Source organism: Paraliobacillus sp. JSM ZJ581 (assembly GCF_044383835.1).
Taxonomy (GTDB): domain Bacteria; phylum Bacillota; class Bacilli; order Bacillales; family Amphibacillaceae; genus Paraliobacillus.
Genome location: NZ_JBISEP010000012.1, coordinates 1 through 24,931, shown reverse-complemented (window position 1 = coordinate 24,931; position 24,931 = coordinate 1). Strand labels below are relative to the sequence as shown.

Below are 24,931 nucleotides of genomic sequence, written 5' to 3'. Positions count from 1 at the left end.
TTAAAATTATTGATTAATTGCTTCCAGGCCTTCTTTATATTTCTGATTAGCTAATTCATTAATTTGACTTACATAATCTTCAATATTAATTTCGCCACGCATTCCAGCATCAACTAAACCAGCAATATTTACATTAGGATCCTCTCCAACTTCAATCCCTGTTGGCGCTTCCCAACGAGACTGAGCAAATCCCGGAACTGTTTTAACTGGCTCGATAATTGCATCGTCAAGGTTTTCATATGCAGAAATAATTCCAGGTGCATCCACTCTTTCAAAATATGAATCTAAAACTTCTTGATCGGTTGTTACTGGCATGCTTCCAAGGTTTAGTTCTTCTTCTGCATCAGCAATTTCCATCTGTTTCAAGAAACCTTCAGGGCCATATGACATCCACTTAGCAAGTTCATATGCTGCTTCTGGATGTTCTGTAGAACTAGAAACACCATAATAATCATGCGTCATTACAACCCTATCACCAGGAATACCAATGAAATCCCATTCAAAATCAGATTGTGATTCTAGATGACCAGTAATCCACGTGCCATCCCACTTAATTCCAACTCCACCATTTAACCAAACCTGTTCTGGATCTTCCCCGGTGAAGTTTGCTTGTTGATCTTCCGCTAATGCTTCATAAGCATAATCATTTGTTAACATCGTGTTAGCTAAGTTTACTCCACTAATAAATTCATCTGAATCAAGTTGGAATTTCCCGTCTTGATAAGTAAACCAACCTAAATCTGAATTAGCTGCCGCTGGATACCAATCCGGGATTGTATAAGGATGATTTAAGCCAGCAACACCATTATTAATGTCTGTTACCTCACGCACGGATGATGTGAACGTTTCTATACTCATCCCCATTTCAGGCGCGTTTAAATTTGCTTGTTCAAATAAATCTTTATTTACAAAATAACCCAAAAAGTGCTGTCCTGCAGGTAAAGCATATACTTTCCCATCATTTTTCACAGCTTCTTGCACTGCTTCTGGCACATTCGAAAAATCTTCATCTGCTTCTGTCATTGTATTTAAATCTAGTAACCAATCATTAGCCAGACCTGTTGGAATTTGTGCTAAGATAAAAACATCAGGCATTTCACTCGCACTAGCTGCAGCAGATAATGAACCATTCCAATCAGCTGGATCAATTGACTCATCAATTTCCGCATTGATATTAGGATGTGCTTCATTAAAAGCATCAATCATCATTCTGTTTAAGTTCTTTTCTTCTTCTGTACCAAACCCCCAGCTAGCAATTGTCACAGTAACCTGTTCTTCTGATGTATTGGCATCATCACTTGAGTCTGATGCATTTTTTGCGTCATCATCACCACAAGCAGCAAGAATGACAACGAGTGTAAAGATTGTGAATAAGGTTAACAATTTTTTCATAAAATAACACTCCTTAAAAGTTTTTATATCACTCACAAATGTGAGTCAATATCTATTTAATACATTGAAATGTAATCGTTATTTCTTTTTCTAGTGGTTGCAAAATTTTTATTTGATAATCATTATTGCGTTTTTCCACTAAAACTCCATCTTCCTCTACCGGACACCATACACTTGATTGAATGGAGAGGATCTCTTCTCTTTGTTTAAGCTTCACTTTAATAAAGAGACTGTTATATCCTTGGTCAACATGATAGATTTCAGCTGTTCCCCAGTTTAGTCTCAACCCTTCGATAATGTCTATTTGAAATGGAAGCATTAATCCACTTCTTCGGGGAACTGTAACTTCTCTTCCCTCTAATAGCGTTTGTCCTTTATACTTTAGTACTGATGACTTGTTATAATCGTCAAAATTATGAACAAACAGAAAATACTGCTTTTCATTTATCGTTCGAACTGAAACATCTAATTGATCTTTAGTTACTGTAAAAGATGATCTTACATTTATTTTTTCAGCTAATTTGCGGTAAACTTCTAATTTATATTGGAAATCGATATCCATTGCAACACCAAACATGATAAGTTTTCCTTTACCTAAATGCTTCTCAAAAGCAACAGGATGCTCCTCTTCTCCCTCAGACCATGCAAATGCTCGACTACTAACCTCATACATTTCCATCCTAGTTACTTGAATGCTGTCTATCTCTTCGAATCTAATAAATCCTGGTTTATGGTCAATAATCGAAACATCAATATAATCTTTTAAAATCGTACAGCTATGTCCATTTAGATCTTTTGTTGGAATGACTGGATATAAAACAAGATTCCCTCCATCTTCCATGTAATCCGCTAATTTCTGCTGTACCTCAGCATCCATCCAGTCCATTGCGAACATCCACAATGTAGAAACAGAAGATACATCAATACGCTCTTTCTCTAATAAATTCAATCCATCAAACACAATGTTATTTAGCCTTAATGCCTTCGCTAAACCGTTATATAAATTTAAATCTCGCTCCAATTGAAACGTTTCAATAACTGGCAAAGTAAAAGCATCACTAAATTCCGTTCTATAATAATCCGGATAAAATCCAACTGTCGTTTGAACTTCCTGCTTTGCCCGTAATAATTGTTTGTCATAAACTCGAAACATCTTACCCAATTGGGCAATAACGTGAAAATGCCTTCTTTTTTCTCCAGTTTGTGTTAATGGTGCCTGCCACTCATGTCTTTTACCTAAAAGACCAATGCCTTCATAATTCTGTCCACCAACAAACATATAGTAATTAATCGCATTCATCCCGTTGGCAAAGCATAGGCGAGTCGTTAAATCAAATGTATACGGTTGGAGTCGTGGTTTGTCTGAGCTTTTACCACTTTGAAATTCAGCAGAGAATAATGGTTGATCCTTTGATTGAATAGCTTTCGTAAACACATTCGCTAACACAATATCAATGAAGTTGTCATATTCAATGTTACCTATATAATAGTCGCCTGCTAGTAACGTATTCTCTATTTTTGCAGCCTCTAACAATTGCGAAATACCAATTGGATACATGGTACCTCGTTTTAAAATATCTATTTCATGAAATCCATGAATATTTATAACAAATGGAACAGTAATGCCCTCTTTTTCGGCTAACATTTTCAATTGTTCGAGATACGTCCGATAATGCTCTCGCATGAATGAGCTATACTCATTTCGCAATGCCAATGCAGCATTCTCTTCAGGATTTCTCAGCTTTGTTTGAACAAACTCTCGAATAGAAACAGCACTTTCATTAAATATCCGGTTAAACTTTTTTAACGTATACTTTTGGGTTAAATAATCAGTAAATTGATATACTGTCCATTGATTATAATCGCCTTGATTGCTTACCCAATGAAACATTCCAACTTCATTATCGAGCTGAAACATAATAACTGATCCGCCACTCGTTATCTGAAAGGGGGCTATAATCTTACATACAGCTTGATACCAATTCCTAACTTTCTTTAAATAAGCAGGGTGCATATAACTAACTACTCTTGTTGGGTGATTATTACCCTCTTTGGTTTTAGCTACTGCCTCAGGATAATTTTTAATGAACCAAGTAGGTACACCATGATCAATAATTTCAGCCATTACGTATGGGCCTGGTCGCACTAAGCAGTACATCCCCTCCTCTGAAACAACTTGTAAGAATGTATGTAAATCTCTTTCATCCCTCGTTTCTCCTGTTAGATCAATTTTACCTTCTTCATATTCATGAAAAACCCATGGCACATACGTGCTAATCATGTTGATTCCAGCTTTTTTTGCTTCTTTTATTAGGCTTCCCCATTTATTTTTGGGAATTCGGAAATAGTGTAGCTCTGCCCCAAATAATAAAATGTCTTCACCATTGATAGCTACCTTTTCATTATGGACCTGAATCATATTCTCCCTCCTTTATTAACTGGATGATCGTTGAATTAGTTTAACAGGAACAGAATCAAATGAAACATTATCTTCCTTTTCTATCATTGCTATTAAAGTATTTACTGCCTGAATACCCCACTCCTTTTTTTGAACCCTAACCGTAGTTAAAGGCGGATCAAAGTATTTTGCAATTTGAATATCATCAAAACCAATAACAGCAATTTGGTTAGGAACATGTATAGCTTTGCTTTGAATAGCCTTAATTGCACCCATAGCCATCTCATCATTAGCTGATATAAATGCACTTGGGTAATCTTTTTTCTTTTCTAAATATTGATTCATACTAACTAAACCACTTACTTCCGTAAAATCAGCTCGAATTAAATCAGATTCAGAAAAACGCAATCCTTTACTTTGCAACACTTCTTTAAATGCTTCTAAACGGGTTTCGCCATCATAGGATTCCTGTGAACCTGCAATAAAACCTATTCTAGTATGACTTTTTTCAACTAAATGCTCTACAGCTAATTCTATACCGATCTTGTTAGGCAACAGGACTTTTTCAATGAATGGGTTTTCAATATTTCGATCTAAAGCAACGATAGGCATTTTTTTATTCGCTAAATTTTCTAATAAATTATTACTAATATGATAATTTAAAATAATTGCGCCATCTACTAGCCTTTCTTTAAGCAAACGATGCCTCTCATTCGATGCAAAAACTGCTAATTCATAACCATTTTGAACCACTGTATCTTGAATTCCTTCTAGTAATTCGCCAAAAAAAGGTCCGGTAAATCCACTGAGAAATAGACCAATTATCTCGCTTTTATTCCTTTTTAAACTTTTCGCACTTCCGTTTGGGTGGTAGCCTAATTCTTTTGCTGCCAAAAGAACTTTTTCTCTAGTAGCTTTTGTTATTAAACTACTTCCATTAATAGCATAAGATGCTGTTGATACACTTACATTCGCTTTCTTAGCTACGTCTTTTAAGGTTGCCACAGATATCCCTCTTAATCCACTTAAGTTTAATTGAAACGTTTCAAAAGAACTCTATAAAAATTAGTGAAGCGTTTTCATATCGAATTATACGCTATTATAAAATGAATAGCAATACCTTTTTCTTTAACTCTATTTTTGTATACTTCTTTTATTTAACCCCCCTACGAATTAGTGTGTTCTCCGTTCATATGATAATAGTCCCTGAATAAAATAATAAGCACTGAAGCATCACGAGCTATAATCTAATAAGCTCAGACACTTCAATGCCTGAATTACGTTATCTTTCCATTTGCTTTTTAAATTCAGAATATACTTTACTTGTGGGCCAATAACAGTTTTGATATATTCATTATCCATCTCAACCACACCATGTGCTCCCGCTTGTCGGATAGATTTGCTATATATGCGCGCTTTCCATAAAGTTGCAAACTGCTTTGCACACTTTATATTACCGTTCTTGATTCTGATCAATTTTCCCGTTTAACTTAATGCTAATCATCTGCTTTTTCAGTATAAAAATATAACACTTTTCCTGTAACAGCATCGATTTCAGCTTCTACCTCTCCCCCGCTCATCAATTCTACCTTCACTTCATAAATATAGCGCCCATCATCTTGATCAAGCTCCGATTCAATGTTTGACTTTTTTTCATTGTCATCGATACGCTCTAACACAATATCACTTGCTTCGACTGCTGTAATAAACCCGTTATTTTCATCTTGAGGCTTTTGGGCTTCTGGTTGTTTCTCATTAATTTTCCGATCATCTTCTTGCTCAGCTTTTTCGTTAGTAGGCTCTTTTTTCTTACTAGATTTTTCTAATTGCAGATCCTTTTCCAGTGCATCGATGTTAATAATTGTACCATCAGCATCATCCACTTTTACTTCGTAGACTTTCCCTTCCTTATCAAGTTTGACAACATAATAGCCAGCAGCTTTGGTAATGTCTTCAATCGTTCCACCGTATAGCTTTTGGGCACGCTGACTCGCTGTCTCCGCAGAAAGAGAATCTGTCTGAAACGGCCAAAAATAAACAAGACAGATCATGACAAAAATACTTATCCCTAATATAATACTTATGCGCTTAATCATTTTCCTCCTGCATCCTCTCTGTTCCTTCTATAGGTAAACATACAATAAATTTAGTGCCCTGTGGTTCGTTGGCCTGCACCTGAATTGTTCCACCATGTGCCTTAGCTATCTCGTAGGCTAACGCTAAGCCAAGTCCCGCGCCACCTTTATTTCGACTGCGCGATTTGTCAATTCGGAAAAAACGGTCAAAAACACGCTCCCATTCTGCCGGATCAATACCCGGGCCATGATCTGCTACCGTAAGCACGATATTCTGGTCATTTTTTGTTAATGAAATGGAAATCGGTGCATCTCCATATTTAATAGCATTATCAAGCAGAATAAAGAGTAGCTGCTGGTACTTTTCAGCATCAATTAATACTTCTAATTCCGATCCGCTCACTGACATCTCATCATTAGTTATTTGTTTCATCCGCTGGACAATTTGTTTGCTTAAATACGTAATATTATGTTTCTCTAGGTTTAGGGCACTCTGCTGGTCTTCCCGAGCTAGATCAAGTAGCTGTTGCACCAAATGCTGCATCCGCTTTGTTTCGGATTGAATGGCTTCAATCGCTTCATCACGTATGGCAGGATCACTCTTCCCCCAACGTGACAATACACTGGCATAACTATTAATTACCGTTAAAGGTGTTTTAAGCTCGTGGGAAGCGTCAGAAACGAATTGCTGCTGACGAGAAAAATTACCGTCTAAGCGATCAATCATCCGATTAAATGTTTGAGTTAGTAAGCTTAATTCATCATTCGTACGACTTTTTTGAGAAATAGTTTGAAAACTTCCGCTTCGTTCCATATCATCCATCGTTGTTATTAGTGTTCCGATTGGTTTAGTAATTAACCTTGCTAGTAGACGACCACCGAAGACAACCGGAAGCAAGATAAATAATGCGGAGACAAACAGAACACCACGCAATACTGCCAATGTTTTTTCTTCTTGCACCAAACTTTCCGTTATCTCCAACGTTACTACTTGCCCATCAAACCAAATAAGTGGAAAGAAAACAGACACAGATCGACCAACCGATGTCTTACGGACAGCTGTTTGGTGCTGTTCATAATAGTAAGGATCTACTTCTCGCAACTCTGGTATGCGCGTACCTATAGAAAGTATCGTGTCATTAGAAGAAATAACACGTATCATCCCATTTGTAGGTGTAGATGCTTTGATTAGCTGAGATGTTGATTCACCACCATCACTTTTTTGCAGGGATTGTAAAACATCCTCTGATTGATCGTCTAATCGATCTATCACTGTTTTTACAAGTAAATGATCTGACGCATAGTAAATACCAATATGAGCAGCTAACAACACCACAACAAGTAATCCCGTGGTTAATAGTTGAATCCTTGTCTTTAGCTTCATGGTGTCTCACGCAATACGTATCCGACGCCCCGTACCGTCTGGATCAACGGCCCTGTATAATCCTGATCAATTTTTTGTCGTAAATAACGAATATATACATCAACAACATTTGTTTCTCCAACATAGTCAAATCCCCAAACATTTTGAAGTAATTGATCACGCGTCAGAACGATGTCTTTATTACGTAACAAGTAAATTAACAGATCAAATTCACGTGGTGTTAATTCAATTGGGTTATCTGCACGTGTCACTTGGCGCGTTTGAATGTTCGCAGATAAATCTGCCACAGTAAAAACTTCAGACTCAACTGCCTTCTTACCCTGCCGCAAACAAGCACGTACACGGGCTAATAATTCCTCCATATCAAACGGCTTGGTAACATAATCATTCGCACCTTGGTCAAGCCCCGAAACTTTATCTAGTACTGCATCACGTGCTGTTAGCATAATAACCGGGGTTAAATCGCCACCGGATCGTAAACGGCGCAAAATATCCATGCCGCTTCGTTCTGGAAGCATGACATCTAGCAAAAGCAAATCCCAAGACTCACTTTCCGCACGCATTAAGCCTTCATCACCTGTCTCAGAAGTTACCACTTGATATCCTTCATGTTCCAGTTCTAAAGCTAATACGCGCGCAATCGATGTTTCATCCTCCACAATCAAAATCCGTGCCATTTTCCTTCCCCTCTCTCGTTCCAAAGAAATATTCTCTATTCATTATATCATTAGACATGAAGGAAATAACGGCTTCCTTCCATTCTAATCAAATTCTAATTTTACTCTAAAGATATTCTTATTTTAAATCGATACAATGAAATTAATCAATGAAACGAGGAGGAAATCGTATGAAAAAATTATTATTAACTACAGTAACAGGAACTCTACTATTGGCAGGAGGATTCGTTGGAGCTGCTAATGCAACCGACACAGCCGATCAAATGAACGTTAATTCTTATGATGAACATCAGGTGAGGGATGATGATAGCAAGTTAGAGCAGTTTTTCGAGTATGAGGTGTTGGATGAGTACATGGATGATGTTGAAGATTACAACGTACAAGTCCTTGAAAACAATTCCGATAAACGTGTCATTATGTTAACCGATAATGATCAACAATACAAAAGCATCTTTATTAAAAATACAAACAGACTGAAAATTATTGACCTGGACAAGGGAACAATTTTCAACCAAGTTATAACAGCTACCGATCAACTAGAATTTGATGACGATGATAATGAAGCCGAAGAAAATGAATCAGTTGTTGACATTGATGATTTCCCGGAGTTTGATACATTGGAAGAACAAATCAATGCAGATGACGATAACGCACAAATTATAGAGGATACCCAGCATAAACGTGTAATGCGTGTGAGTAATGAAGATAGTCAGAAACAATATAAAAGTATTTTTATTAAAGAAACCAATCAATTGAAGATTATTGACTCGCACGACAAAGAGGTTTTTAATCAATTAATTAAGGATACCGATCAACCAGAAGTTGATGACGATGATAACGAAACAGAAGAAGCAAACGAATCTACTGTTGAAGTAGATGATCTTCCAGAGTTTGACACACTAGAAGAACAAATCAATGCAGATGATGACCATGCGAGAATCATTGAGGATAATCAGCATAAACGCGTGATGCGTGTGAGTAATGAAGATAGTCAGAAACAATATAAAAGTATTTTTATCAAAGAAACCAATCAGTTGAAGATTATTGACTTGCAAGACAAAGAAGTTTTTAACGAGATTATTAAGTAAACATGACGAACCGGGCGAACATTCAACCCGGTTCTTTTAATCTTATCATTTTTGAAATAAATCCAGTTGTTCCGTTTGGCCAAGTCGATCAATGACTGCTGGTTCGTGATCTTGAAAATAAGCATGATGGAGCCATTTATTTGTACTCATCACCTTCTTATTTCCTTCCTGCGTGCCCCGTAAACGACAGCTATAGATAATCGGAAAATAATCTTGCAAGAACTTCCCTTCTGCATGAGCGGTTAAAGCAATCATTTGAAATCCTAATTGCTCGGCGATGAAAAAAACAGGACTTAACACGTGTTCACTCGACGCTTTCCCAAATGGATTGTCTAGAATAACAGCACGATCGGTTAGATTAGACTTTTTCTTTTCGGCCACGTACTTTAGAATCCCTAAAAAAAGCGTCATATTTTTACTCCATTTTTCTCCACCCGACCAAACATTAGTGTGCTCCCAAGAATACGAACGTGTTGAGATTTGATTGTCATTCATTACTTTACGACAATGTACTTTCATAACATCACGATCCATAACTACCTTTAACAGTTGTTTTGATTCAAGCCACTTCTCCAAATCAGCTCTAATTTTATTCATGTCTTGGTGTCCTTGATCATTCCAGTATTTGTCATTATCTAATTGCTTCATAATCCATTCCGTATGGTTTCGTATTCTTAACTTACCGTCTTCATCCTCCCATTTTGGAATGGAGAAGCTATAGATCGGTTTCCAATTATCTACCTTCACTCGTGTTTTCTTCGGTATCTGTTCAAGTTCTTCTACTAACGTTTGCAAATGCGTATGAATTTGCTCAATAAATACTTGTAACTCTTCATCGTTTTTACGAATATGTTCATTTGCATATTTAGAAATTCGCTGAATACTTGCTAGCATATTTTGTTTAAAAGTGATTACATCCTGGTAATCTCTTTTTTGCTCCACACCTTGAATAGCCATTTGTTGCAGCTTCTTATCTGTAATTCTTGTACGACAAAATATACGAAACTTATCCTTAGCCTGTTGTACATGCTCGACTTCAACATCTACTAATTGCTTCACTTCTTTTAACTTATTCGTCGCTCGCTTTGCGAAGCCATAACGGTTGTATTGAAAATCAATTGCTTCTTGCTCTGTTAATGCGATCGCAACAATATCCGGTGCATTAAAGTGATACGCTTCAATAAACATGCTCAAGTGATTCTTCGCTTCTTCTATACTAGCTAACTCCTTATTCACTCTCTCTAACTCTTGATCAAGGTAGTTCTTTTGTTCATCTAAGTCTATCTTTTCTTTCTGTAACTGTTCGTTGACAATAGCTAAATCTGCTTGCTCAAATTGGACGATACTATTATCGGGATATTTTTTATTAAAAGCGTGATAGTCTGCATTAAGTAATGCTGTTTTAGTATGAAAATTTTGACTAAGAGCGTGGTATGTCTCTCTTATTTCTGTAAGCTCATCTTTAACCTTTTTCAATTGTATGTGCAATCTTTCGATATACTGGTCACCATCAGCCGGGAATAGCTGTTCTTTATCAACCGACGGTATAGCTTGTTCAATCTCATCCATGCGCTCTGTAGCTGTTTGAATGGTATTCTTCTCTGTGATCTCCTTCTGTTCCCATTCCCCAATTGCACGTGACATCTTGTCTTTTTGCATCTGTAGTTCTCTACGTTTCTCTAGCAATATCGAGACACTTTCATCCGTGTAAATTACTGGTAATTCCATCACATCTAAAAAATTCGAGTCGTTAAGGATCAATTCTCGTTCAAACTCAAAGCCGCGCATGCGATCGTTTATAACCTCTATTTCTTCCTGATAACGCGTAGTCGAACGCAGCGTCTGCTTCATCTTGCGATCTAGCTCTTGTTGGTGTTCTAAATGCTTGTCTATTTCTAATTTACTTTTCGCAATTTCTTTTTGATAAGTTAAATAAAGCTGACTTTCTCTCAGTTTCGCCTCTATCCCCATACGCTCTGCGCTTGCCTCTTGTGCCCTTCTGTTATGTTTCACAATCGTTGTTTTGTTATCAATAATTTGTTTGTCCACTTGCTGTAGCTTAGTCGTTATATTTTCCAATTCTGTCTGCAAGTGATATTGTTCCTCTTGCCATGCTACAAGCTGATCAAATGGATACTTCTTTACAAACGTGCGGAATTGATCTAATGCTGTTTCCCATGAATGCAACGTTTTCTCCGTATTCTCTCTTCTGACTGTTATCTCTTTAGCCTGCTGTTTTAATTGTTGTTGCCATGTAAGAAATTGATTTGATGCTAAATTACTTCGCCAATGTTCGGGAACGATCCAATCTCCATTATCCTCATCAGTCACTACTGTAGCTTCTTCAGTCGTCACAATCTTTACCGGAAACATAAAACGATCAGAAACTTGCTCTAATCGCTCCATCAAACGATCCTTAGACTTTGCCGTTGTTACTAATAGACTTGGCCAAAGCCTGTTTCGCTTTAATAATGTTTGCTGTGCTTCAGGTAATTGATTCAAGTAGTTCACACCAGTTTCTACGTAATCTAATTGCTCCTTCCACCGTTCGATTTGTTCGGATAAAAACGGATCACTAAAGAAAGTCTCCTGTTTGCCATAATCATCAACATAACGGAGGGACACGCGTTCTTTATCAAGCCATTTCACTCGTTCAATCCGTTGCTTCTCGATATTGTTCTCCAATTGACCTTCTATTGATTGTTGGTTAGGGTAAATACCTGTGACATCTTTCCAGGCGCTTCTTAGCATAGCTAACGATTGGATCAAATGCTGTTCTTCTTCATTGATGTTGACTAAATGTTGCTCCACCCTTTGTAATTGAAGAGCCTTATCTTGCATTTCTGTTTGCCATAACGTTCTTTCTTGTTCTTTTTGTTCCGTTTCACGTTCAATTCGTTTACTTTGTGTTTTAAGCTGTACTAGTTCATCGTCTAATTGTTGATAGCGCGCTTCCCAAGTTGGCAATTGCTCTTCCACTTTTTCTTGATTCGGATTAGCAAGTAAGGATTGTCGTATGTTTGCACTATCTTGCTTCCGATTTACAATAACAGATTCTACTTGAATTATTTTATCATGATGTTGCTGATACGTTTGTTGAAGCGTCATTCGTTGTTCTTCTAGATTTTTAAGTTGCTCTTCTAAAGGATTCTTTTCAAATTGTAACTGTTTTCGCACTTTTTCAATTTGCTCAATTTGCGTTTGATAGGCACCGTGTAACGCTTGTTCTACCTCTTCTAATTGCTCCTTCAAGCCATCCATGTCTGTCTCTTCTTCAAACGATGTAATTTGCTCTTGAATAAAGGCCAGCGTTTGTTTAGCCTCCTTTCGTTCTTTATTGAATTTTGCATACCTTAAAGAAGCGTGACGCTCCCCAATTTCCGAAACGCTCACCTCTTGCTCTTTCAATTGAACGCTTGCTTGCTGATATTTTTGTTCAATTTGTTGCTTTTGGACTTCTTTAGCTGCTAGCTTACTTGAATCTCGTTTAACTTGATGATAATGCTGTTTTAACTCCCAGTCTTTTATTTTAGATACAACACTTTCCTTCTCAACGACAAATGAATTCGCTTGTTGCTTGGTTTGTTCCCAAATTCCTTTTGCCTGTTGCTTCACTTCATATAATTGCTGCTCTTTTGCATGAAGTAGCTCATACGTTTCTGTATAATTGGTCAATGCTTCTTGAATTTGTTTATTTTCATCCAGTGTTTCTGTTAATTGTTGATAACGTTTAAAGCTTTCATATCGATTCTGGAACAGCTCTGCAAAATTCGATTTATCATACCCGGACATCGCGCTTTCCACAGTAGGAATTAGCAATCTGTCAAACAGTTGATTCGTTGTTTTACACGCCTCAAAAAACGCCTCGACGCCACCTTCAGAGCTATTGATTTTTACAATGTTTTCCCATTCGCTTGCAATAATTTGATAGTTTTCCTCAATATATTGTCGATAATCCTTAATTGTAGTAAAGGTGCTAGCTGAAAAAGATCGATCCTTCATCACGCTATAGTAATCTTGCATTTCCCCTTTTTCCGCTGGACGCTTTCCACCTTGAACATCACGAACAAATGGAATTTCTTCAATCGATTGAGCATCACCATGCTGATATTCATACACATATCGAAGTGAATCAACACCATGCTTATTCATAAACAGCGTAACAGCAGTCACCACATAGCGACGAGGCTTATCATTAATAATCCATTCTACAGCAATGTGTGCAGGTGCATTTTCTAATGTCAGTGTTTTTCCAATCTTTCGACCAGCAAGCTCTGCGTGAGGCAACATCGCCTGTAATGCTGTTTGGATTAATACCGTTTTTCCACCACCATTTTCTAATAGAATCGCACTATTATAGCCATCGAACAAAAATAATTCATCATTGTAACGCTTATTGCCCTCTTCATAGATAACATTAGCTAACCGAATTTTACTAATCGCTGGCATCTTGCTGACGTCCCTCCATTTCATAAATGAATGTAAGTATTCCTTTATTGTATTCCACTTCCATAAAGTATCGTTGAATAATTGTTTGCGCTTTATCTGTTAATGCGATTTCTTCATTACCCAGATCCTTCACTAAATCTTGTTCTCTTAAAAAACGCTTTACTGTATCTAAAAAGCTATAACGACTAATCGTATTTCCAGTTTGACGTTTGACATTTTCCTTCACATCGTTCATATCATTCCATTTATCGATAATTAAACCCCAGTTATAAGAGAACTCACTCTCCTTTTGTTTTAATACATCCTCATCTAACGCTTGTAGCTGTTCTATCCGCTCTTGAACGCGCTCCATCCAATTCTCGATTCGGATGAAATCACGTGTCGGACGTCCGCTTTGATACGAATTGTAAAAACTACCGAACAGAATGATAGTGGAAAAATATAATAAATAGATATCTGCGTTCGTAGCGCCTGATCGCAAATAATGTCGTTTAATCCACTCATTACTTACATGAAAGCTTGATAATTTCGTTTCTGGAATTAAGTATAGGTTTTCACTCGTGTTAACAATAACCGCATCTACTTCTTTGGCATACAAATCTAACAAACTACGAATAGCTTCATCCGCTCGATACAACTGGACATCCTCTTGGTCGGAAACAGCAGTTCGTGCTAATTTTGTATATATTCTGAAGGCCTCAATCACCTTTTCCTCTTTATAATCCACTAAGACTCCTCCAATCGAATAACCATTTCTTGAATCGAATATCGCTTATAACGATTTAATATGGCTTTTTCTTCTGTAATAAATAAACGCTGATCTCCAAGTAGGTACAATGCTTCGGCTAATAAAGATTTTCCATCTTCTTCATTTTCCATTTCCCCACGGGCAATTGGGGAGCGTTGGTGCACAATTAACCAAAAATCATAAAAAGAGCGATAAGTATATAATGTAGATTGGTTTGTATCTGTAAGATAATCAAAGAAATCAGATAGCCTAATTTCACGTTGTTCCTTCAATAACTCCAGCAACTGTTCCATTAATTTCTTATATTGCTTGCTTAACGCTTTCGTTCTAGCATCACTTTCTTCATCACCCTTTGCTTCTAGCATTGCTGCGCTCTGTTCCGTTTGTCGCTCATCAATCAAGCTCTGTTCTGCGAATAAAGTTAACGGAGACCATATTCTTTCTTCTTCTACTTGTAAAAAAGGATGCAATACACCTTTCATCGTCTCCACCGGTAAGGGAACAGAGATAATGTGAGAGGTGATTTCATGATCAAAATTAAACGCTTCAATTCCTGTATAATATAATGACTCTTGAGCGGTAATTAATGTGGTGTTTTTTAATGCTAGTGTCTGCTCTAGCAAACGAAAATGATCATAGTGAACTCCCTCTAATTCACTAGTGATAGTTAAAATCAAATCATATGTTTTTTGTTCTTTCTGATGAATATCTTTAGCATAGAGCCTGTCCTTTGTTTCCTTAACAAATTGGCGTAGTTCTTTAAATTCATCTGCTTCTCGTTGCATGCGTTGATAACTATCATCTAATAAATCTTTGTAACGATCGAACGTTTTTTCAGAGACAATACTACGTTGAATTTCTTGCTTCAACGCTATCATGCGTTCATCAATACCTTCTACAGCAACACGCATCTCATTGATTTGGCGAAGTGCACCACTAAATTCACCGCGTTCAAGCTGTTTTCGAAGCATTAATTGATTAATCGATAATTGAAATTCACTATAGAACTCTTTTGTTGCAAAAACGAGCTCTAACCCATCTTCATCTAACGTATAATATTGCTCCGTTGTGTCTGGGTTAAATCGGTCTGTTTTTAAGATGGAATAATCAATTTGTTCTTCTCGACCTATTTCCCAATTGTAAAAAGTATATGTACGCTTCACACCTGTTCCCGGGCGAAAGTTGTCCACTAGAATATTTGCAAGACGGTAATAGTCATTTGCCTGTAATTGATATCGATCGTTTGTCACTTCTTGAATAAAAGTTGCCAGCTGCTTTAATCCTGACTTATAATGTCGTATCACCTTTTGCTCAAAGAAGAACAGTAAAGTTAACAACCCCAACCCTTTCATATCAATCATCCGGCCATTTTCATCCTTTTCGCGCTTACGCTCCAGATCAGACAAGGGGTCAAACAGAGCCAATCGTCGCATACGTTCATGATAATCAGATGAAATCATTGCAATATCAAACTGTCCCAATCTGATCCCCCCCATATTTTTTGTAATTCCTTTGTTTTCAGTATTTCTTGTGGATAATAATAGCCACCTTTAAGCAATTGCTTGAGGTGTAGCTGTTCCTGTTGATTAAAATTTTCAAAAAAAGCACCCTCTGCCTCCATACGTTGCCTTTGGTAATCCTTTCCCTTAGCCGGATTCTTTGCTAAACATGCTTGATAAAAAGGCAATGCTAATCGTGCATTTATTTTTTTGTTTAGACTGTGCCAAATTGTAATACCTTCACGATCAATATCACCAAAGTAAAAAAAATGATGATGCGCGTCTATAGGATATTGTCGATCAAACTGCTCGATACTTTGAATGATTGCTTTTCCACTTCCATAGATTAATGTAGAAAAATTTGTTTTACCCATTCCTAACAGTAGACCTTGATAGGTTGTTTTATTCTCAACAATTAAATGTAATTGTGTCGTTGCCTGTATCTTATTTGGATTAATGGCAAATGGGAATGGATCTGAAACAGGAATAATGCGCATTTTATCAAACAGATCAACACGCTCCAACACTTCTTTTCCCCTCTTTTCCGTAATCCATTTTTCATCTTCAACTAGCTCATAGCTTCGTTCAGGTGCTGGAATTGCTTCTATAGGAAAACCATGTACTTGAAGGTAGTTATTAATTTGATTTAAATAAGGGAAATCCTCATGCCATTGCTTGGGATCTTGGTTGTAGTAATAATCTAAATTGATAGCGTTGTGGAATTTAACTCGATACTGCTGTAAAAGGGAATGATGCTCTTTTTTCATTTTTGCTTTATGAATACGATACTGCAAAGCGAGGGAAGGTTTTCTAATTGAACGACCTTTACTTTTTACCATCGTTAAAATCTCCTCTTCCTCTAGCAATAGGATTACATTTGCAAAAGCCTCATAGGTATCGACAAAAGGGGAGATTAGTTCCTGTAATGTATTTATATCTATTGTTTTCTTTTGGTATAAGGTAAGTACTTCTTTCACTTCTTTTACTTTTTTCATCATATCCATCATCCTATACGGTAAAATAAGTCTATTTTTATCATATCATATCAATCTTGCGGTGTCGTTGACGTTTTGAGGATTATTGGGACGATTATATTAATCATTTTGTCGAAATTAACCTGAAAATAGTTCTTTCTTTAAATTTTTTCCCAAACTAAAAAGCATTGAAGCATCAAGAGCTATAATCTAATAAGCTCAGACACTTCAATGCAAGGATTATGTTACTTCTCTACTTGCTTTTTAAATTCAGAGTACACTTTACTTACTTGTGGCCCAATAACAATTTGAATATGTTCATTATCAATCCTAACCACACCGTGCGCTCCCGTTTGTTTGATTTTATCTTCATTAATAATCGATGCATCTTTAATTACAAGACGTAAGCGTGTCATGCAATTTTCATAGTCTACTAAATTTACCTTTCCTCCTATATTCTCCAGAATTTTTTTAGCCATATATTCATGGTTACTATGACTTAAAGTAAGCTCTTTTTCCTCTTCTTCTCTATCTTCACTAAATTCTACATCATCTTCTCTACCTACAACTTTGATATTTCTCTTTGTAATAAGTGTGTAGAAAGTAAAATAGTAAAGCAAGAAGAAACCAACACCTACAGGGAGAAGTAATAACCCATTATCAGCAATACCTAAGTTTAATGCGTAATCTATTACACTTCCACCCCATGAGAATCCATGACGAACATGCAATAAGTAAAGTGTAGCACCTGCTAACCCTGTATATATAGAATGGACAAAGTACAGTAAAGGAGAAGTAAATAAGAAAGTAAACTCGATTGGTTCTGTGATACCTGCTACAACAGATGTCAAACTACCAGAGCTCATTAACGCTTTTGTTTCCGCTTTCTTTTTCTTCTTTGCTGCTTTCGTAATGGCTAATGCAATACCTGGAACACCAAATATCATTACTATGAAAAAGCCACCTAAAAAGTATCCTGCTGTTGGATCACCGCTTAGAAAACGTGTTATTTCCCCTTTTACTATTTCACCGCTAGCTGTTTCATAGCTTCCAAGACCAAAGTAAATGTACGTATTCAACACATGATGTAAGCCAAACGGAAGAAGAAAGCGATTTAAAAATCCAAAAATGAATATGCCCAAAGCACCTAATCCTACTAAGCCTTGTGCAAGCGTGTCGATTCCTTGTTGTGCATAAGGCCAAACTAATACAGAAATTCCTGTTACAGGGATCATCGTAACGATTATCATTGTAATTGGGAACTTTTCTCCACCAAAAAACGCAAAAATGTCTGGTAATTTAGTATCTTTAAAACGATTGTAGATAAACGCTGCAATTAATCCAGATAAAACACCTCCGAATACACTCATATTCAGATCTGGATTCATGATAGACAATCCTTCATTCAAAATAGAAATAGCAATAAATGCTGTTAATGCGGGTATACCTCTATCTTTTGTTTTTGCTAGTCCCATCGCAATACCAATCGCTATAAGGATATCCATATTATTAAAAATGGCACCGGCAGCTTGGACTAGCTGCCAATCAAGTAAGTCTGCAGCACTGATTCGAAACAGTATTCCAGCTGCAGGTAATGCGACAATGGGAATTAACATTGATTTTCCTAAACTTTGCATAAATCGTTTCATGACTTATTCACCTCACCCTTCAGATCGTTATAATTTATTAAGTTAAAATTATTAGTGCTTTGTAATTTCTCTTTTGTATGTGGTGCGGTAATCGTATAAAGTTCATCTAAACGAGGCGTAGCATAGGATGAATTGTCCATCAGTGATTTATCCAAATATGCCGGATGACACATGATTTCTATTGTACCTGCCCCTGCATATTTTTTATGAATCGTTTTCGCATCCGCTAACATAACTTCAGGGTTGTATTCAAAAACATCTGTTGTCACTACCCCTTCCAACATAGATTTGTCCTTTATGTTATTTCTTACTGGTAGTTTATATTCTTTTGCTAATCGTATAAAAACCGGAATCATTGGTTCTAAACTATTAATATGGTGATGGCTATCCAGATGAGTCGGTAGTAAACCGGAACGATAGAACGCTTCGATTTGTGCCTTCCATTCTCGATAAAGCTCATCTTGATCAATATGAAACTTACCTTGATACTGATACAGTTTTTTAAAATTCCCATCCACATCTACTAAAGTAGTATGATCGCTTAGCAATGGCTTTCCACATGTCAATGTCAGATGAACTCCTATGCCCAACGTAGTATGCTTCCTCCCAAGCTCATACGCATGCCCAGCCCCAGGCATATTTGTCATAAGTGTTGTTGAAGTAAGAACTCCTTGTTCATGGGCGTCAATAATTCCATAATTGACAGCCCGAGAATAGCCAAAGTCATCGGCATTAATGATTAATTTCAACATTTATATCACTCTTTCAAAATAGATTATTTAAAAACCGGCCAATAGTCCTTGTTAGCCTCGATTAGTTCATCTAAAATTGCTTTTGCTCTAGGAGCATCAATTACCGTTCTATTTAATGTAAGTGCCTGAAATAACTTACGGTAACTGTTCTCATAATAGGCTTCAACAACTAGTTTTTCATATGCATATTGATTCTCTAATAACCCTTTGTAGAAAGTTGAAATGTATCCAACCGAGAATGGATTCGGTCCATTATTGGTAAATACCGCAGGCACTTCAACCAATGCATCTTGTGGTAGGTTCGGTATGATGCCATTATTTTTTGTCATGACAATATATGTTTCTTTTAAATTAAAGACTAGAGATGCAGCTGCTCGTATCATATAAACCCCATGTATATCAGGTTCTAAATTAATTTCTTCCGTGGATTGTTGTGACATGATCTTGTCACATTCCTTCCAGACTCTTTTTTGCCTTCCATTAATCACTTGTCTTGCACGAGTATCATTTACGGATTCCTTTTTAACTAATTCCTCTGGGTACAAATAATATTGTAAATACGTATTTGGTAGATACTCAGGAAAATCAATCAGCATTTGCTTCGCTTGTTTAAATGTTTTAATCCAAGACGCATCATTGGCTATTTCTTTATCAGTTGGTAAAAATTCTCCTTTCATAATTTTATCTTTAATCTCTTCCGTAAGGTCAACTCCGTTTTTATCTAATATTTTAGTAAACCAACCAAAATGATTTAGACCAAAGTATTCTGGAACAAGCTCCCACAAATCTTTGTTAATTAAGTCTGCGTAACTCTTCATAATTGCAATAGGCATGTCACACATATTTATTATTCGGTTATCATTCGGGAATTCTCTCTGAAGTGCCAAACCAACGATTGCTGCTGGATTTGTATAGTTCAATATCCAAGCATCTTTAGAATATGCTCTTATATCATTCACTAGTTCTATCATATCTTTAATCGAACGCAGACCATACGCCATTCCACCTGGTCCACACGTTTCTTGACCAACAACTCCATATTTTAGAGGGATTTGTTCATCTAATTCACGCAGTTCTAATCCACCAGTTCTAATTTGAACAAAGACTAAATCAACATTAGAAAATGCCGTTTTTTTATCCGTTGTATAAATAAAGGATTCCAATTCAGTATAATGCTCCTTTAGTATAACCTCCGTTGCCTTAGCAATTTTCTCCTGCCTATCCGCATCAATATCATAAAACGTTATATTTTTCAGTGGGAGATTCTTCTTTTCAGCAATTAAACTCATTATCATCCCTAGCGTATAAGTGCTTCCACCACCAACGACTAAAAGCCTTTGTTTTTTCATTTATTGTAACCCCTTTCTTAATATTTAATACAATACTAATACATGTTAATTTTTTTGTCAATACAATTTTAATACAAGTTTATTAAGAGGTTTGAAATTGAATTGGATTATGGTAAACTATAAGATAGAATATGAAAAAGGATGATTAACTAAATGAAGAATAGTTCCTTGCCTTTATATAAACAAATAGCGAATAAATTAAAAGAAGACATCGAACGGGAGAAGCTAGTACATGGCGATGCTATTCCTTCCGAAGCTAAGCTATCTCAAACATATAACGCAAGTCGAGTTACGATTAGAGAAGCAATCAAATTATTAGTAGACGAAGGGATTCTATATCGTGTACAAGGTAGCGGAACTTATATCAGCCTCGAAAAGATAGAACACAATATTTTGAAATTACAAGGGTTTACAGAGGAAATGAGTAATCTTAATACGAATGTGACGAACAAAGTACTTGAATTCCAGCTTACTTTTCCTTCTAAAAAAATGCAGCAACTATTTAAAATAGATGCTGCAGATAAAGTATATTATATCAAGCGGTTACGGTTTGCTGATAAAGAACCACTTATTTTGGAACACTCCTATTTACCAGTCAGTCTATTTTCTGACCTCTCCATAGATAGTATGACACATTCCAAGTACCAATATATCAGTAGTAAAGGACACAAAATTGACAAAAGATATGGAGAAATCACACCATTGATTCCTAATGAAGAGTTGATGGAACATTTTAATATAAAGAAAGAAGATCCACTATTATATTTGGAGGCTTATTCAGCATTCGAAAATGGTATTGTATTTGAATACTCTAATATTTATTTTCATCCTTATAAATATAACTTCAATATTGTGTCAACACGAGCGGATGACTCTTTGCGTTTATAAAGGATTTTTCCCCTTATTGAAGAGACAAACGGAAAGAGTAACAGAGTTGACATACCAACTACCAATATGCATTTGTCAGAATCTATCATGTCTATAATTATAAGTGGATATTTTCACATAAAACATCACACTAGATAAGATGTGCCCTCCTACTAAATGATGGCTATAGCTACTGACAGAAATGCTAAATAAGAAAGGATTCCCCGATGACTTACCCTGGGAATCCTCTCTGTCTGATTGTATGATGTTGGTGAGGAAGATTTTAACTTCCCACTACATGTATACCATTTCACTGCTTCAAATTGTCTTGATAATAAATCGAACACTGTTATAAGAAGAAGACAAATCAATAGAATTACCCCTTACCAAGGCTTCAAAAATGAACCACGCTATTAGCTACTCTTTTGTTGCATTCTTGGTCATAGTCTCCAATACTTCTTTAAAAACTTGAAGATCCTTTTCAGGAATACCTTCGACGACGTAATTTTTAAATTTCTCAGCAATTGGTAGTAATTCTTGATACCCTTTTTCTCCTTTAGAACTCAATTCTAATTGTTTAATTCGCTTATCTTTAATAGATTCTAAGCGATATAAAAAACCTTCTGACTCCATTTTTTGAATAAGTCTGACAACACTTGGCTCTTTGATGCTCATTTTGTCCGCCAGTTCTTTCTGCGTAATACGTTCATTATTATATATATAATACATCGCAGTCCACTGACTTCTCGTTATATGATACGGCCTAAATTCGTTATCTAGAGCTTCTTCAAATAGCTTCGAACTTTTGTTTGTAATACAGGCAAGACAATCATCCAGATTAAACAATTTAAGCACCAACCATTCCTAATTAATTTTTTTCGGTGTTATTTTCCATTTCACCATTATAACAAATTATTAGTGCAGGCGCTAAAAAATCCCTCAATCTGGATAAATATTAAACGTTATCTCTTTTTCCTCAGATCAAGATTGCAATGCTACACTACTGGTGCGCTATAATTCTCTATATGATTTATGCTTCGTGCAGTGCTCCAATACTCAATCCCATTGCTGCTTCGTGAATTACTTCAGCAGTAGTTGGATGTGCAAAAATAGTTTCAGCAATTTGCTGTTCAGTAAGGTTATTTGCAATCGCAAGTGTAAGGCTACTTATTAAGGAAGAAGCATCTGGTCCTATAATCGAGCCCCCGATAATCTTACCGGATTGATTATCTTTAATCAGTTTAATAAAACCATTCGGTTCATTCATTGTAAGTGCTTTACCATTACTAGAAAACGACACCTTACTTACACGGTAATCGATTCCTTGCTCCTTACATTCATATTCGTGTAGACCTACGCTAGCAATTTCAGGAGAGGTAAAAATAACATTAGGTACAGCAGTATAATCCATTTCTGATTTTTCTCCAAGTATTGTGTCCACAGCGTTAATACCTTGATGTGAAGCTACATGGGCCAGCTGCATAATGTTAGTGACATCACCAATTGCATAGATGTGTGCCACATTTGTTCTCATCTGTTTATCTACCGCAATCCCTTTGTCCTGCTCATTCAATCGAACCCCTGCCTTATCAAGATCCAGTTCATCTATATTTGGTTCGCGACCAATCGCAACAAGGACTTTTTCGCTCACTAACAGTTGCTCTCCACTAGTGGTCTCATAGGTCACAATAGCTTGTCCATTATTCGCTTGTTGCATCTTAGATACTTTAGCTCCAGTATGAACATGAATACCGGCCTGCTTTGCTTGTTGTTCAAGTTCTTCCGTTATATCAGTATCCAACATGTTAAGTAGGCGATCCATAAATTCTACCACATGGACTTCAACACCAAGATTACGGTAAAGAAAAGCGAATTCCATACCGATAACGCCACCACCAATGATCGTGATACTCTTTGGTAATTCTGTGTTAGATAGCGCGTCTGTGCTGTTCATGACAAACGGTAGATCAATACCTGGAATATTCACCTTAGAAATTTTTGAACCTGTAGCTATGATGATATCCTTCGCAGAAATTTGGTGGTTATTTTTTCCAGTTACGCGCACTTTATTTTCGGAAAGGAAGGAGGCATTCCCACGAATGACCTGAATATCGTTTTTATCCATTAGGAAGGCAATACCCGATACGAGCTGATCAACCACTTCTTCCTTACGACGAATAATTTGCTTCATATTCACTTGAAGACTTGAGCTGGTTTCAATTCCAAACAAAGCACTATGCTTCACGCTATGGCAAATCTCTGAAGATTTAACGAGAGACTTTGTAGGTATACATCCTACATTTAAGCAGGTACCCCCTAATGTCTTCTCCTTCTCTACTAACGCAACACGAAGCCCTTTTTTCGCTGCATAAATCGCAGCAACATATCCACCTGGTCCAGCTCCAATAATAAGTAAATCAACATCCAGTTCATTCGTTGATATGTCTTCATTTACTGCTGGCTGGTCGACTTTAGTTTCTACACTATTAGATTCGATTGGATCAAGCTCTAACAACACTTGATTAGAAGAAACTTCACTTCCCTCTTCTACTAGTATACGTTTAATGATTCCATTTTCAGTGGCACTAATTTCACGATTCCCTTTACTCGTTTCAACTTCCATGACTATATCACCTGGGAACACCTGATCACCGAGAGAAACATGAATTTCTCCGGCTTTTCCTTTTTTTCCACCAGGAATCAAAGACATCTTAATTTGCATTGTTATTCTCCTTAAATATATCAGAAGGGACTATAAGCCCCTTCTGATATACGAATTAATATCTAACTACACCTGATTGTACTAATTTGACACCGTTCGCAAGACAATCCCCTACTGGACACACCTTCTCAATAAATTCCGCAAAAGATTCGGCCTTTTCTTGAGATTCATTCGTTTTAAAGTGCATAGAAAAGCGAATCTCTTGAAAACCAGGTCTTACATCAGCAAGTCCCATGAAACCGTCCGGATCTAAATCGCCTTCCAATTCAACATGAAATGCTTCAAAAGAGAAATCATGCGCTTCAGCAAATGCACTTGCAACAATGGATTGGCAAGCACCTAACGCACATAATACCATTTCAACAGGGTTCATTGCTTTATCTGTTCCACCTAAGTCCTCTGGTTCGTCCGCAATAATTTTAAATCCTCTAGAATTACATTCAACTTGAAGCCCCTCTGGTAATTTTTTTGTAACTGCCTTATAAGTAGTCAACATAATTTTTTCCTCCTAATATAGTTTGTGAAATTATTAACATATAAGAAAATATTATCACAACTCTTGCACAATATCAATAGTTAGCTAAGTAATTATTTTTTACAATTAATATTTTAAAATATTAATTGTAAAAAAGGTTACACATTGGATGAGAGTGTTTATCAATATTTCAAATACTTATACTACTGAGCGAAGTAGTATATACTATCTTTTTTAAAAATTATTAAGAAATAAATAGAGGTATATTACATGTACTTCTTTAAATACGTTATTATATTTTAAATGTGACATTGTCCAAAACACCCATAAATTTTTACACGCTATGAAAGATAAAGAAGTATCGACGTCTCAAAGCTCATTGGCGGTTGTTACTTAAGAAAGAAAGCGAACTGTCTTCTATCACTTACAACTA

19 protein-coding genes are annotated in these 24,931 nt (G+C 36.4%); 2 read left to right on the top strand and 17 right to left on the bottom strand.

What is annotated here, in order from left to right; translation table 11 throughout:
* Positions 1-6: 6 nt before the first annotated feature.
* The 7 genes from ACH6CY_RS08585 to ACH6CY_RS08555 form a co-directional block, all read right to left on the bottom strand.
* On the bottom strand, positions 7-1,392 hold the full coding sequence (locus ACH6CY_RS08585) for an ABC transporter substrate-binding protein (RefSeq protein ID WP_374066924.1): 1,386 nt from the start codon (positions 1,390-1,392) through the stop codon (positions 7-9).
* A 52-nt stretch (positions 1,393-1,444) separates the two neighbouring features.
* Positions 1,445-3,811, bottom strand: coding sequence for a beta-galactosidase (locus ACH6CY_RS08580; protein WP_374066923.1), 2,367 nt, complete (start codon positions 3,809-3,811; stop codon positions 1,445-1,447).
* Between the two features lie 15 nt (positions 3,812-3,826).
* Complete coding sequence (locus ACH6CY_RS08575; protein WP_374066922.1) at positions 3,827-4,795, bottom strand: LacI family DNA-binding transcriptional regulator; 969 nt, start codon at positions 4,793-4,795, stop codon at positions 3,827-3,829.
* A 228-nt stretch (positions 4,796-5,023) separates the two neighbouring features.
* The gene (locus tag ACH6CY_RS08570) at positions 5,024-5,266 is read right to left on the bottom strand and encodes a hypothetical protein (protein ID WP_374066921.1); all 243 of its coding nucleotides are present in this window, start codon (positions 5,264-5,266) and stop codon (positions 5,024-5,026) included.
* A 20-nt stretch (positions 5,267-5,286) separates the two neighbouring features.
* Entirely contained in the window at positions 5,287-5,886 is a 600-nt protein-coding gene (locus tag ACH6CY_RS08565; RefSeq protein ID WP_374066920.1) for a PepSY domain-containing protein, read from the bottom strand.
* Positions 5,879-7,249, bottom strand: a complete 1,371-nt coding sequence (locus ACH6CY_RS08560) for a sensor histidine kinase (RefSeq protein WP_374066919.1) — start codon at positions 7,247-7,249, stop codon at positions 5,879-5,881. The genes ACH6CY_RS08565 and ACH6CY_RS08560 overlap by 8 nt, the downstream gene beginning before the upstream one ends.
* Entirely contained in the window at positions 7,246-7,926 is a 681-nt protein-coding gene (locus tag ACH6CY_RS08555) for a response regulator transcription factor (RefSeq protein WP_374066918.1), read from the bottom strand. The genes ACH6CY_RS08560 and ACH6CY_RS08555 overlap by 4 nt, the downstream gene beginning before the upstream one ends.
* A gap of 170 nt (positions 7,927-8,096) precedes the next feature.
* On the opposite strand from ACH6CY_RS08555, the gene ACH6CY_RS08550 reads away from it, so the two are divergent.
* Positions 8,097-9,014, top strand: a complete 918-nt coding sequence (locus ACH6CY_RS08550; RefSeq protein WP_374066917.1) for a hypothetical protein — start codon at positions 8,097-8,099, stop codon at positions 9,012-9,014.
* 45 nt (positions 9,015-9,059) lie between these two features.
* Here ACH6CY_RS08550 and ACH6CY_RS08545 read toward each other — a convergent pair whose 3' ends face one another.
* The 7 genes from ACH6CY_RS08545 to ACH6CY_RS08515 all read right to left on the bottom strand — a co-directional run bounded on the left by ACH6CY_RS08545 (position 9,060) and on the right by ACH6CY_RS08515 (position 20,434).
* Positions 9,060-13,463 carry a coiled-coil domain-containing protein gene (locus ACH6CY_RS08545; protein ID WP_374066916.1) on the bottom strand — a complete coding sequence of 1,468 codons (4,404 nt, stop codon included), beginning with the start codon at positions 13,461-13,463 and terminating at the stop codon, positions 9,060-9,062.
* The gene (locus ACH6CY_RS08540) at positions 13,450-14,190 is read right to left on the bottom strand and encodes a DUF6063 family protein (RefSeq protein WP_374066915.1); all 741 of its coding nucleotides are present in this window, start codon (positions 14,188-14,190) and stop codon (positions 13,450-13,452) included. The genes ACH6CY_RS08545 and ACH6CY_RS08540 overlap by 14 nt, the downstream gene beginning before the upstream one ends.
* Positions 14,190-15,692, bottom strand: a complete 1,503-nt coding sequence (locus tag ACH6CY_RS08535) for a replicative DNA helicase (protein ID WP_374066914.1) — start codon at positions 15,690-15,692, stop codon at positions 14,190-14,192. The genes ACH6CY_RS08540 and ACH6CY_RS08535 overlap by 1 nt, the downstream gene beginning before the upstream one ends.
* Positions 15,668-16,705 carry a Wadjet anti-phage system protein JetD domain-containing protein gene (locus tag ACH6CY_RS08530; protein ID WP_374066913.1) on the bottom strand — a complete coding sequence of 346 codons (1,038 nt, stop codon included), beginning with the start codon at positions 16,703-16,705 and terminating at the stop codon, positions 15,668-15,670. Before ACH6CY_RS08530 ends, ACH6CY_RS08535 begins: the two co-directional genes overlap by 25 nt.
* A 224-nt stretch (positions 16,706-16,929) precedes the next feature.
* Positions 16,930-18,333, bottom strand: a complete 1,404-nt coding sequence (locus ACH6CY_RS08525; RefSeq protein WP_374066912.1) for a PTS transporter subunit EIIC — start codon at positions 18,331-18,333, stop codon at positions 16,930-16,932.
* Positions 18,330-19,085 carry a chitin disaccharide deacetylase gene (gene chbG / locus ACH6CY_RS08520; protein WP_374066911.1) on the bottom strand — a complete coding sequence of 252 codons (756 nt, stop codon included), beginning with the start codon at positions 19,083-19,085 and terminating at the stop codon, positions 18,330-18,332. The genes ACH6CY_RS08525 and chbG overlap by 4 nt, the downstream gene beginning before the upstream one ends.
* A 23-nt stretch (positions 19,086-19,108) precedes the next feature.
* Entirely contained in the window at positions 19,109-20,434 is a 1,326-nt protein-coding gene (locus ACH6CY_RS08515; protein WP_374066910.1) for a 6-phospho-alpha-glucosidase, read from the bottom strand.
* Between the two features lie 153 nt (positions 20,435-20,587).
* Between ACH6CY_RS08515 and ACH6CY_RS08510 the strand changes: the two genes are divergently transcribed.
* A complete protein-coding gene (locus ACH6CY_RS08510) occupies positions 20,588-21,322 on the top strand; it encodes a GntR family transcriptional regulator (RefSeq protein WP_374066909.1) in 735 nt (244 codons plus the stop codon).
* Positions 21,323-21,718: 396 nt separating this feature from the next.
* On the opposite strand, the gene ACH6CY_RS08505 is transcribed toward ACH6CY_RS08510, so the two are convergent.
* The 3 genes from ACH6CY_RS08505 to ACH6CY_RS08495 all read right to left on the bottom strand — a co-directional run bounded on the left by ACH6CY_RS08505 (position 21,719) and on the right by ACH6CY_RS08495 (position 24,519).
* Positions 21,719-22,156, bottom strand: coding sequence for a MarR family winged helix-turn-helix transcriptional regulator (locus ACH6CY_RS08505; RefSeq protein ID WP_374066958.1), 438 nt, complete (start codon positions 22,154-22,156; stop codon positions 21,719-21,721).
* Positions 22,157-22,331: 175 nt separating this feature from the next.
* Complete coding sequence (gene lpdA, locus ACH6CY_RS08500) at positions 22,332-24,023, bottom strand: dihydrolipoyl dehydrogenase (RefSeq protein WP_374066908.1); 1,692 nt, start codon at positions 24,021-24,023, stop codon at positions 22,332-22,334.
* 55 nt (positions 24,024-24,078) lie between these two features.
* The gene (locus ACH6CY_RS08495; protein WP_374066907.1) at positions 24,079-24,519 is read right to left on the bottom strand and encodes an OsmC family protein; all 441 of its coding nucleotides are present in this window, start codon (positions 24,517-24,519) and stop codon (positions 24,079-24,081) included.
* Between the last annotated feature and the right edge of the window lie 412 nt (positions 24,520-24,931).